Origin of the sequence: Chryseobacterium sp. ISL-6 (genome assembly GCF_018613715.1) — a bacterium.
GTDB classification, from domain to species: Bacteria; Bacteroidota; Bacteroidia; order Flavobacteriales; family Weeksellaceae; genus Chryseobacterium; species Chryseobacterium paludis.
The window spans coordinates 605,455-617,767 of the sequence record NZ_JAGGPT010000010.1 but is presented as its reverse complement, the minus strand read 5'-3'; the positions used below and the strand labels follow the sequence as shown (position 1 = coordinate 617,767).

Genomic DNA, 12,313 nt, shown 5'->3' with positions numbered 1-12,313 from the left:
TACTTACTTACTTACTTACTTTTGCTTCTCTTTTTAAATAATAACTTGATCAATAGAGGTGGGCTAAAGCCCACCTTCCATATAAATCAAAGTCCACTCGGCTTTAGCCAAAACTTAAAACTCTGCTGGTAAACTTTCAACCCTCAATTTTCAACTATTAACCTTCCATTCTTTCAATAATCAGTACTTTTTAAAACTGGTTTATTCTTCTTAATTTTGATTGACAACTCAACCTATCAAAAGGTATGGGGAGTTTTTGCTGACATAAAAGGAGGGAATAAAAAATGCCTTACTTCTAAAGTAAGGCATTTTTTATAATATTTTATTTTTATCAAACCTGTATTACTCCTAAGTTGAATTTTTCTGTAATAGGAGAATGATTAGCTGCTTCAATACCCATGGAGATCCATTTTCTTGTATCAATAGGATTAATAATAGCATCTGTCCATAATCTGGCAGCAGCATAGGTAGATTCTGTTTGTTTTTGATACCTTTTAGAAATAGTATCTAAAATTTCATTATGCTCTTCTTCAGTAATTTCTTTACCTTGTTTTTTCAATGTAGATTCCTGGATCTGAGCCAGAACTTTAGCAGCCTGGGATCCTCCCATTACGGCAAGATCTGCCCATGGCCATGCCACAATTAATCTTGGGTCATATGCTTTACCACACATTGCGTAGTTTCCTGCGCCATAAGAGTTTCCTGTAATGATTGTAAATTTTGGTACTACAGAATTTGCAACTGCATTTACCATTTTGGCCCCATCTTTAATAATTCCCCCATGTTCAGATTTTGAGCCTACCATGAATCCTGTTACATCCTGTAAGAAGATCAAAGGAATCTTTCTTTGATTACAATTCGCAATAAATCTTGTCGCTTTATCCGCTGAATCAGAATAAATAACTCCTCCAAATTGCATTTCTCCTTTGCCACTTTTTACCAATTTTCTCTGGTTAGCAACAATTCCTACAGACCAGCCATCTACCCGCGCAGTTGCGCAAATAATGGTTTTTCCATAATCAGGTTTATATTCTTCGTACTCAGAATTATCAACCATACATTTTATGATATCTAATGTGTCATATTGTTCAGTTCTGGAAGATGGCATAATACCAAAAATGTTCTCTGGATTTTCTTTTGGAGGGAAACTTTCAATCCTATCAAAACCTGCTTTTTCAGTACTTCCGATAGATTTCATTATATTTTTTATTCTATCTAAAGCGTCTTTATCATCTTTAGCTTTATAATCAGTAACACCCGAAATAGAACAGTGTGTAGTAGCTCCTCCAAGAGTTTCATTATCTATACTTTCACCAATAGCAGCTTTTACAAGATAACTGCCAGCTAAGAAAATTGAACCTGTTTTATCAACAATCATGGCTTCATCACTCATGATAGGCAGGTAAGCACCACCAGCAACACAACTGCCCATTACTGCAGAAATCTGAATGATTCCCATGGAGCTCATTTTAGCATTATTCCTAAAAATTCTTCCAAAGTGTTCTTTATCAGGAAATATTTCGTCCTGCATAGGTAAATAAACACCAGCAGAATCTACCAGATAAATAATAGGAAGTTTGTTTTCCATTGCAATTTCCTGAGCTCTGAGATTTTTCTTTCCAGTAATTGGAAACCAGGCACCAGCTTTTACTGAAGCGTCGTTAGCGACAATAAGACATTGTCTTCCAGAAACATAACCTATAACTACAACAACTCCACCAGAAGGACATCCACCATGCTCGGTATACATTTCATAACCAGCGAAAGCTCCTACTTCTATGGAATCTGAATTCTTATCAAGGAGATATTCAATTCTTTCTCTTGCAGTCATTTTTCCTTCGTCACGTAACTTTTGAAGCTTTTTCTCTCCACCTCCTTTTTTTATTTCAGCAAGTAAACGATTTATTTCGGATAATTTTAATCTATTTTGATCTTCTCGTTTGTTGAATTCGATGTCCATAAAATTTTTAATTTTTTACGCCTAAAGATACTATTTTTAAAGAGAATATTATTTTTGGTAAAACAAGTGTTTAATAGGTTGGTTTACAGAAAATTGTGAAATATTTAACAGAAAATTATTTTTGATTAATTGATATTTTTGCTAACTTTACGTAAGAGTATTGAGGGGTATTATTCCCTTCGCAAAATACTCTGTTCCTAGTTTATTTTTTTAATAGTTTATTATTTGAAAGCCCCGAAAGTTGAATAAATTTTCGGGGTTTTTTTATTCATTTTATTTCGTTTTCCAAGTCTGTCAATTTATTGAAATTAAGTACTTATAAAATTCTGAAAAAGTCGAATAAAATTTAATTGCTTTTTCTTCAAATCTATTTTTATTTATCAAAGAATTGTAAAACCTATTCGTAAATTTGCATCTTAAAAATTCAAAAGATAGGTTATGCATAAATTAGCACTTTTCAGATTGCATTTAATTATATTTTTATGGGGGTTCACTGCAATCTTGGGAAAATTAATTCATGCCAATGCACAAGTTCTTGTATTTTACAGAATGCTATTTGCAGCCATTTGCCTATACGCCTATATAAGAATCTATAAAAAGGAAAGTATAAAGGTTTCAAGGAAAATATTTTTTCAATTGGCGGCCATAGGAACTGCAATGGCTATCCATTGGTTTTGTTTCTTCTATTCCATTAAAGTCTCGAATGTTTCTATAGCTTTAAGCTGTTTATCGTTATCAACTCTTTTTGCTTCGATATTAGAACCTATTATCTTTAAACGAAAGATCGATGTTTCAGAAGTTATCATGGGAATAGTCATAGTGGCTTGTATTCTTTTAATTTTTAAAACAGAGTTTCAATATAAAGAGGGAATTCTCTACGGGGTATTATGTGCAATTTTCGGGACTGTCTTTTCAGTCTTTAATGGTAAAATGTTTGGAAAAACAAGTTCAGGAAATATCATTTTTTATGAAATTTTCTGTGGTTGGGCAGTTTTGTTGATATTTTATTTGTTTTCGGGACAAATTTTTCAAATGGATGAAATAAACTATAGGGATATTGCGTTAATATGCTTGTTAGCAAGTGTTTTTACGGCTTTTCCAATGTTGGAATCGGTTAATTTAATGAAGTATATTTCTCCGTTTACACTAATTTTAACAGTTAATTTAGAACCAGTTTACGGAATTATACTAGCTTTTTTTATCTTTGGCGAATCAGAACATATGAGCCCTATATTTTATATAGCATCATTTGTTATGATATTGGCAATTATAGCCAATGGATTGATAAAAGCCAGAAAACAAAAAAAAACTAATTAAGCATCAAATTTATATGATGAAAAAATATCTATTATTTTTATTTTCACTGTTATTCGGGATGTCTCAATCCCAAATTATCAGGAAATATTCCAATGAATTTCTAAATATTGGAGCAGGAGCAAGAGGACTGGCTATGGGAGGTGCTGTGATTTCAAACCAGGATGATGTCTACTCTCCAATGTGGAATCCCGCAGGTTTAATGTCAATCGAAAGAGACTGGCAGGGTGCTGCAATGCATGCTGAATATTTCGAATCCATTGCTAAATATGATTATCTGGCTTATGCAAAAGTATTGGAAGAAGGAGTTTTTGGAGTTTCAGTTGTTAGACTTGGTGTTGATAATATCTTGAATACAACTCAAATGATCGATGCTGAAGGTAATATTGATTATGATAAAATCACGAAATTCTCACAATCTGATTATGCTGCAATACTTTCTTATGCTTTTCATCCAGCGGGAAATACAAAATTAGATGTAGGAGTAAATGCGAAAATAGTATATAGAAATGTTGGGAAATTTGCCAGCGGATACGGATTTGGTTTCGATGTTGGAGCCATTTATAAGGCAGATAATGGCTGGAAGTTTGGCGGGATGCTTCGCGATGCTACAACAACAGTTAACTTCTGGAGTATTAATCAAAAAGAATTATCTACAGTTGTTAATGGTGAGGAATTTAACCCGGCACCCAAAGATAAGATGGAACTTACGATGCCCAAGCTTAATGTAGGAGCTAGTAAGATATTTGAAATTAACAGCAGCATATACGTTTTACCGGAAGCTGGAATAAATGTAGATTTTGCTAAAACTGCGGCTCTGGTTTCAACAGATTTTGCAAGTATTACACCTTATGCCGGAGCTGAACTAGGTTATCAGAAAATGATCTTTGTAAGACTAGGGGTAAATCGTTTCCAGTCTATTACGGATATTGAAGATTTAAAAAGAAAAGTTTCTTTTCAACCGAGTGCTGGTTTAGGTATTAGATACAGGGGACTTACTTTAGATTATGCGATTACAAACTCGGGAATTGGAGGATCTAACTTCTATTCTAATTTCTTTTCCCTAAAGTTAGATATGGGAACATTTAGAAATGATTAAAAATTAAAAAAATGAAAAAAGCATCACTATTTATATTGACCGTTTGTTCAATGTTAACTTTCGGACAAAAAGTATCAGACTATAAATATATTTCTATTCCGGAGAAGTTTACAACTTTTAAAGAAAATTTTGAGTTAGATATGGTACTATCGAAATCGCTTAAAAGCAAGAAATATGTTGTTCTTCAGGGAAATAAAGATCAGTGGCCTGCAGAAGCAAGAGATAATTCTTGTAATGTTCTAAATGCAGATGTTGTGGACGACAGTGGTTTTTTAAGAAATAAGGTTGTTTTACAGTTTAAAGACTGTCATGATAAAATTGTATTGGCGAGCAAAGGAGCTTCAAACATTAAAGATTATAAAGAAGGATTTCAGGATGCATTAAAGCAAACCTTTGTGGCATTGCCTGTTTCTTACCCTACTGTAATGGCCGTTCAGACTGAAACTAAAAGTATTGAACAGGTTAAAGAGACTCCAACAACTGAAGTTGTTGCTTCCTCTACTTCTTCTGGAAGTACTGCTAGCAAATATAGTAATGGTAAATTAAATCTACAGAAAGTACAGATCGACAACAGTCAGTTTATTCTTGTAAGACCTGATAGCTCTATTCCTTATGCTACTTTTAAGGAAACAACAAAAAGAGATGTTTTCAGAGTGAAGTTTGAAAATGGAGATACTACGATTGGTTATTATGAAAATGGAAATATTGTAATAGAAGTTCCTGCTGCAAATGGTGGATATTCTAAAGATATATTTTTAGGTAAATAAGATATTATTATCGATTAGGATATAAAAGAATCCCTTGTCTAAACAGACAAGGGATTTTTATTAAACCATTTAAAAATTAAAAACTATGGCATTAAAACAGTGTCTATGACATGAATTACTCCATTGGATTGATTGACGTCTGCGATAGTAACTTTTGCACTGTTACCCTTTGCATCTTTAATATAAAGATCTTTACCTTTCGTCCAGAATGTGACATCTTCACCTTCTACAGTCTTCATCATACTTTTCCCATTTCCAGCTTTTACAGCGGCCCAAATTTCTTTAGCACTGTACTTTCCAGCGAGTACATGATAGGTTAAAATCTTAGTGAGCATTTCTTTATTCTCAGGCTTCACCAGATTTTCTACCGTTCCTTTTGGAAGTTTAGCAAATGCAGCATCAGTAGGAGCCAGGACAGTAAAAGGTCCACTTCCTTGTAAAGTTTCTACCAATCCAGCGGCTTTCACTGCAGCTACTAATGTTTTATGATCTTTAGAGTTTACAGCATTTTCAATGATATTTTTTGAGGGATACATAGCAGCCCCACCTACCATTACTGTTTTTTCTTTCATTGTTTGTGCTGTTACCTTCCCACTTAATACGAATGATAAAGTGACCATTCCGAATACGGCGATTTTTGATCTTGTGTTCATTTTTTGATTTTTTAATTAAATAATATTTGATTCTTATCTTATTCTTATCATCATTTACGACATTAATGTCATTTCAGATTTAAAAAGATTTTGTTTTTAAATTTTTAAGCTCTGTTTAAATATGTAATGGATACACCAGGGTACTATGGGTTTAATTTTTTAGTTTTTGGTTGAATAACATATTTTCTGCAAGTCAGTATTAAAAAGAATAAAGAAATTGTCTTTAAAAAGGTATTTTCCATATTCTTACTTTTTTTACTTAAAATCATATACGAAATAAAAGAACTTTTGGTTTTTACTTGTTATATGTTTTATTTTGTTACATTTGGAATGAAAAATATTCGCTATTAAAACAATCTATTCGGAGGACGAACTTGTCGTTTTATTGAAAGAAAAAAACGAAGCTGGTTTTCATTACTTGTATGACCACTATTCTGGTGCGCTCTATGGTGTAGTACTCCGAATTGTACAATCAAAAGAATATACTGAAGAAATTATTCAGGACGTTTTCGTAAAAATCTGGAATTCCATTCATCAATATGATATCAGTAAAGGGAGATTCTATACCTGGATGATTAATATTGCCAGAAACACAGCGATCGATTATTTAAAATCAAAAAGTTTTCAAAACGAACTAAAAAACCAATCAATTCCGGATTTCGTATATAACAGTGCAGAACTTTCTACCACGAATGACGCATCTGATTTCATTGGTTTTAATAATGTACTTGAAAGTTTGGAATCTGATAAGCAGGAACTTATAGATCTGGCTTATTATCAGGGATATACACAGAATGAAATATCTGATAAATTGAAAATACCTTTGGGTACGGTAAAAACGAAAATGCGAAATGCATTAATAAAATTAAAGGATTTGTTAAAAGATTATCAATAAATTGAACACTAAGGAATACATATCATCCGGAATCATAGAATCTTATATTCTAGGTCTTGCTTCTCCAGAGGAGGCAGGTATTTTGGAGTGTGTGATGAAAAATAATGCTGAAGTAAAGGCGGCTTTTGAGGAAGCACAAAAAACATTGGAAGATCTTGCGACAGCACAGGCTGTAGCTCCACCTGTAGAATTAAAGTCTAAGATTTGGGCTAAGATTCAAAAGGAGCAAACTATTGACGAAATAAAACCGGTAGTTTTACAAAATGAATCCAATGTACATTCTGAAAAGGAGACAAAAGAAATTGTGGTTCAGAAAAATAATACTTGGAAGACATATGCTATTGCGGCTTCGGTGTTATTTTTAGTAAGTATAGCAGGGAATCTATTTTGGATGAATAATCAATCCAAAAACAAGGCAGATATAGCGAAATTAGAAACTGAAAAACAGTCTAAAGATCTGGCTTTGCAAAAGATGAATGAAAAATGGAATATGATGTCCAGCCCCGATATGCAAATGGTCAAGTTAAAAGGAGTGGAGAAACATGCAGATTCCAAAGCTATGGTTTTTTGGAACAAGAATACCAAAGAGGTCTATCTAAATGCTGAAGACTTGCCGAAAGCTCCGGCAGGAATGCAGTATCAGCTTTGGGCCATAGCGGATGGAAAGCCGGTAAATGCAGGAATGTATACAAAAGAAAAAGACAGTAAAATTGCTCTTGCCAACATATCTAAAGCCCAGGCTTTTGCCATAACTCTTGAAAAAGAAGGCGGAAGTGAGGTGCCTACAATGGAAAATATGTATGTAATGGGAGGTGTATAAAAATATGATTTACCATCTAAATAAAAAAACGCTCGGAAGAGCGTTTTTTTATTTATTTAATCATTGAAATATTCCCAGATAACTTTAGCCTTACTTTTACCCAGTATTTCTTCTAAAGTTTCCAAATTAGATTCTTTAATTCTTTTAACGGATTTTAATTTTGATAATAATAATTCTATTGTTTTTTCACCAACGCCTGGAATCTCTTCTAACTCAGATTTTATCGTAGAGTTTTTTCTTCTTGTCCTGTGATGCTTTACACCAAAACGGTGGGCTTCATCACGAACCCGTTGTAAGATCTTAAGTGTTTCAGATTTTTTATCAAGATACAATGGAATGGAATCTTCAGGAAAGAAAATTTCTTCCAACCTTTTAGCAATTCCAACAATAGTAATTTTTCCATACAGTCCTAATAATTTTAAACTTTTTATAGCTGAAGATAGTTGCCCTTTTCCTCCATCGATAAGAATAAGTTGAGGAAGTGGTTCGGCCTCATCCAACATTCTTTTATAACGGCGGTAAATAACTTCTTCCATAGTTGCAAAATCGTTAGCTCCTTCTACGGTCTTTGGATGAAAAATCCTATAATCTGCTTTACTTGGCTTTCCATCTTTAAAAACAACACAAGCAGAAACGGGATTGGTTCCTTGAATATTGGAATTGTCAAAACCTTCAATATGTCTTGGCTCCACAGGCATTCTTAGCAGTTTCTGCATCTCAGCCATAATTCTGTTGGTATGTCTTTCAGGATCTACGATCTGCACCTGTTTTAATTTCTCTAAGCGATACTCTTTTGCATTCTTTTCAGAAAGTTCTACGATACGTTTTTTATCACCCACTTTGGGAACGATCAACTTTACATTAGGAATTTCTACAGATAAATGGAAAGGGAGCAGTACTTCTTTGGAATCGGAGCCGAATTTCTGACGAATCTCGATCAAAGCCTCTTCCATAATATCCTCATCAGTTTCTTCAAGGATCTTTTTAATTTCCGTAGTGAAACTCTGAATGATATTTCCATTTCTGATTTTGAAGAAATTGACATATGCTGCGGTTTCATCACTGGTCATTCCAAAAACATCTACATCATCAATATTTGGATTTACCACTGTATTTTTAGCCTGATAATCTTCCAGGATATCCAGTCTTTCTTTAATAATTTGAGCATCTTCAAATTGTAAATTAGAAGCATGTTTCATCATCTGGTTAATCAGATAATCTTTGGCTTTTCGGAAATCTCCTTTTACTATTCCCCGGATGGAATCGATCTTTTCATCATATTCCGCTCTACTTTCCAGCCCTTCACAAGGCCCTTCACAGTTTTTAATATGGTATTCAAGACAAACTTTATATTTGCCATCTTCAATTTTATTCTGTGCCAGATTTAAATTACAAGTTCTCAGCTTATAAATATGCTTTATCGTATCCAGTAATATTTTTGCCGGACGAACCTTTGCGTACGGCCCATAATATTCTGAACCATCTTTAATAATATTTCTTGTCAGAAAAATTCTAGGAAAAGCTTCATTTTTAATACAAATCCAAGGATATGTTTTATCATCCTTGAGCATTACATTGTAAAAAGGTCTGTGTTCTTTAATCAGGTTATTTTCTAATAAAAGAGCATCATATTCACTATTTACAATAGTAGTTTCTAATCGTTGGATCTTTCCAACCATTATTTTAATCCTATAACCCGGTAGGTTTTTATTGAAGTAGGATAGAACCCTTTTCTTTAAGTTTTTTGCCTTCCCAACATACAATAGATGATCGTTTTTATCGTAGTAACGATAAACACCAGGTTCAGATGGTAAAGTTTTGAGCTGTAATTCTAAAGAAGGATTCATATAACAAAATTACGGAATCCATCCGGTATTTAAAAGAACAAAAAAACTGCAGAATTTTCTGCAGTTTTATCATATATGTTAAAATTAAATTTTATCCGTTGCTCATTTCAGTGTATGCATTCACTAAAAAGCTGAAATAATCCCATTCAGTAGTTTTTTTTGGATATTTTTTCATGAATTCAGGATTGTCCCCAAATAAGAAGTCATAATTATCTTCGAAATCATCTTTATGAAGCCACATGATTTTATCTCCCTTTTTTACATAGTAAGATTTGATAACGCCACCACCAAGTTGAGGAGAGCCTCCGATTGAAAATCCACCTGTTTCTTTAGCTCTTGGATCATGATAAACGGAAATTATTTCACTGAAATCAGGATTGATCAATTGCATTAAGAATTCTTTTTCGTCTTTTTTGTTTTTTAATGAAACAGTTTGATTAACAAAATGTATACGCTCACCTGTTGTATTTTTGGTCAGTTTTTTAGTTCCAAAGTTTCTGATGTTTCCCATGTACTTTGCAACCTTAGCTATTTTTTCTGCATTACTTGGATACAAATACATTTCACTAATCTGATCAGCATTAAAAGTTTCATTTTTTTTAGAAATACTGTCTTTGATTGAAACTTCGTAGATCTGTCCTTTTTTTGCTTCAATTTTTCCACAAAAACCTTTGTGAGAGCTTCCGTCTTTTAAAACAATGGTAGATGTTTTTTTAGGGGATGGAAGGTTGAATCCTTCATTGAAGAGATAAGTTTCCATTTTCTTGATCTCTTCTTTTGAGTATTTTACCTTGTCTTGTGCAAAAGAAGCTGTACTTACAAAGCACAATGCAAGCAGTAGAGTTTTAAATTTCATAGATTATTGTTTTTTATCGGCGTAAAAATAACAATTTAAACCACTTATTGTTAAAATAAATTATGGTCATATTTAGTTTTTACAATTATTGCTAAATGTGTAATTTTAAAGAAATTTTTAGAAATGATATACGGAGTAGATATTTTCAGTTTCCATGATGTATTGGAAATCTGTAAAAAACCAAATAAAGCTAAACTTAATAAAGCAGCAAAAGAGCAGATTTTAAAATCTCAAAAGAATGTTCAGGAAATTGTGGCATCGGATCGATGTGTTTATGGTATAAATACCGGTTTTGGTCCTCTTTGTGATACTAAAATTTCTGCCGATGAAACAGCGCAGTTACAATACAATTTAATTATCTCTCATGCCGTAGGAGTTGGAAAGCCAATTCACAAAGATTTTTCTAAGATCATGATGATCGCTAAAGTTCATGCATTGTCAAAGGGATATTCAGGAGTTTCTATGGAGGTTATTGAGAGACTTATTCTAATGCTTGAAAAAGATATCATTCCTGTAGTTCCTGAGCAAGGGTCTGTAGGGGCTTCAGGAGATTTAGCTCCATTAGCTCATTTAGTACTTCCTTTATTAGGTTTAGGACAGGTTTGGGAAGGCGAAAATATTTATGAAACGGCTGAAATTTTAGAAAAACATAATCTGGAACCTTTGACATTAGGACCAAAAGAAGGATTAGGATTAATTAATGGAACTCAATTTATCCTGGCTCACGCTATTAAAGGATTAGAGAAATTTGAATATTTATTAGATCTGGCAGATATGACTGCTGCAATGAGTCTCGAAGCTTACAGAGGTTCTGAGAGTCCATTTAAAAAGGAACTTCATGATATCAGGCCATTTGAAGGAAGTAAAAAAGTGGCAGCAAGAATGCTGAAATTCCTTAAGAATTCTGAGAATATGAAAGCACATGAAGACTGCGAAAGAGTACAGGATCCTTATTCAATGCGATGTGTTCCTCAGGTACACGGAGCTAGCAGAAATGCTTATGAGCATCTGAAACAGATGGCTGAAACAGAATTGAATTCCGTAACAGATAATCCAATTATATTAAGTGCTGAAGAATCTATTTCAGGAGGGAATTTCCACGGACAGCTAATGGCTATGCCATTAGATTATGCAACATTGGCAGCAGCTGAATTAGGAAATATTTCTGACAGAAGAAGTTATTTACTCCTGGAAGGAAAATATGGACTTCCAAGACTATTAACGGAAAGCTCAGGTTTGAATTCTGGATTCATGATTCCTCAATATACTTCAGCAGCATTGGTTACAGAAAATAAAACCTTATGTTTCCCGGCTTCTGCAGATTCTATTCCTACAAGTTTAGGACAGGAAGATCACGTTTCTATGGGAAGTATCTCAGGAAGAAAATTCAACCAGGTTTTAGGGAATTTGGTGAATATTTTATCTGTGGAATTGATGTTTGCAGCCCAGGGACTGGAATTCAGAAGACCTGCTAAGTGCTCAAAGATTATCGAAGAGAATTTTGCTATTCTTCGTACTAAAGTAGCAAAGCTTGAGGATGACAGATTAATAGGAAAGGATATGCTGGCTATCGCAGAATTAATTAATGATAGAAAGTTTATTGTGAATTAATAACGAGAATGAAGAAGATAGTTGTTGTAAGTGCTTTATTTTTGGGAATAAGTACTTTTGCTCAAACAAAACAAGATAAAATAAAAGAGCTAATTTCTTTAAATGGAACTTTTACCATCTCAAAAGAAGTAAAAAAGGATTTTATTTCAGAATATAAGAAAAGGTATAGCCATGTTCCAGATTTAGCTTGGAAACCTATCGAAGAGAAGATTAATATTGATGAACTTGTGGATAAAGTGGTTGATATGTATGGGAATAAATTTAATGAAAAAGAAATTGATCAATTACTCATTTTTTATAAATCAGATGTAGGAAAAAAAGTTATTCAAAATGCACCAACTATGATAGCTGAAATCCAAGATGTTACTCGTAATTGGGCAATGAAAATTAATCAAACAATTAATGATGATTTAGAGAAAATGGGATATTTACAGTCACCACCTCCTCCAATGCCTTCTTCAAAATAAATAAAAAAGCTTCCCATCAGGAAG

11 protein-coding genes are annotated in these 12,313 nt (G+C 33.2%); 7 read left to right on the top strand and 4 right to left on the bottom strand.

All coding sequences use genetic code 11. From position 1 onward, the window contains the following. Positions 1-331: 331 nt before the first annotated feature. Complete coding sequence (locus J7E44_RS20820; protein ID WP_214833191.1) at positions 332-1,960, bottom strand: acyl-CoA carboxylase subunit beta; 1,629 nt, start codon at positions 1,958-1,960, stop codon at positions 332-334. Positions 1,961-2,398: 438 nt separating this feature from the next. On the opposite strand from J7E44_RS20820, the gene J7E44_RS20815 reads away from it, so the two are divergent. Genes J7E44_RS20815 through J7E44_RS20805 form a run of 3 tightly spaced genes read left to right on the top strand, consistent with a single transcriptional unit; the run spans position 2,399 to position 5,140 of the window. Next, positions 2,399-3,277: a DMT family transporter gene (locus J7E44_RS20815; RefSeq protein ID WP_214833189.1), complete on the top strand. Its 879-nt coding sequence runs from the start codon at positions 2,399-2,401 to the stop codon at positions 3,275-3,277. Positions 3,278-3,290: 13 nt separating this feature from the next. After that, positions 3,291-4,373: a putative type IX sorting system protein PorV2 gene (locus J7E44_RS20810; protein ID WP_214833187.1), complete on the top strand. Its 1,083-nt coding sequence runs from the start codon at positions 3,291-3,293 to the stop codon at positions 4,371-4,373. Between the two features lie 11 nt (positions 4,374-4,384). Continuing rightward, positions 4,385-5,140 (top strand): hypothetical protein, encoded by a 756-nt coding sequence (locus J7E44_RS20805; protein ID WP_214833185.1) that lies wholly within the window; start codon positions 4,385-4,387, stop codon positions 5,138-5,140. Positions 5,141-5,223: 83 nt separating this feature from the next. Here the strand turns inward: J7E44_RS20805 and J7E44_RS20800 are convergent, their stop codons facing one another. Beyond that, positions 5,224-5,793 carry a fasciclin domain-containing protein gene (locus J7E44_RS20800; RefSeq protein WP_214833183.1) on the bottom strand — a complete coding sequence of 190 codons (570 nt, stop codon included), beginning with the start codon at positions 5,791-5,793 and terminating at the stop codon, positions 5,224-5,226. A gap of 385 nt (positions 5,794-6,178) precedes the next feature. Here J7E44_RS20800 and J7E44_RS20795 point away from each other — a divergent pair, with 385 nt between their 5' ends. Both J7E44_RS20795 and J7E44_RS20790 read left to right on the top strand, forming a co-directional pair. Then, the gene (locus J7E44_RS20795; RefSeq protein WP_251040635.1) at positions 6,179-6,688 is read left to right on the top strand and encodes an RNA polymerase sigma factor; all 510 of its coding nucleotides are present in this window, start codon (positions 6,179-6,181) and stop codon (positions 6,686-6,688) included. Between the two features lies 1 nt (position 6,689). Further along, complete coding sequence (locus tag J7E44_RS20790; protein WP_214833182.1) at positions 6,690-7,508, top strand: anti-sigma factor; 819 nt, start codon at positions 6,690-6,692, stop codon at positions 7,506-7,508. Between the two features lie 56 nt (positions 7,509-7,564). Here the strand turns inward: J7E44_RS20790 and uvrC are convergent, their stop codons facing one another. Both uvrC and J7E44_RS20780 read right to left on the bottom strand, forming a co-directional pair. Next, a complete protein-coding gene (gene uvrC / locus J7E44_RS20785) occupies positions 7,565-9,355 on the bottom strand; it encodes an excinuclease ABC subunit UvrC (protein WP_214833180.1) in 1,791 nt (596 codons plus the stop codon). A 91-nt stretch (positions 9,356-9,446) separates the two neighbouring features. Further along, positions 9,447-10,211, bottom strand: a complete 765-nt coding sequence (locus J7E44_RS20780) for a hypothetical protein (RefSeq protein WP_214833178.1) — start codon at positions 10,209-10,211, stop codon at positions 9,447-9,449. Between the two features lie 123 nt (positions 10,212-10,334). On the opposite strand from J7E44_RS20780, the gene hutH reads away from it, so the two are divergent. Further along, positions 10,335-11,822, top strand: coding sequence for a histidine ammonia-lyase (gene hutH, locus J7E44_RS20775; RefSeq protein WP_214833177.1), 1,488 nt, complete (start codon positions 10,335-10,337; stop codon positions 11,820-11,822). 8 nt (positions 11,823-11,830) lie between these two features. Further along, on the top strand, positions 11,831-12,289 hold the full coding sequence (locus J7E44_RS20770) for a DUF2059 domain-containing protein (protein WP_214833175.1): 459 nt from the start codon (positions 11,831-11,833) through the stop codon (positions 12,287-12,289). The last annotated feature ends 24 nt before the right edge of the window (positions 12,290-12,313 follow it).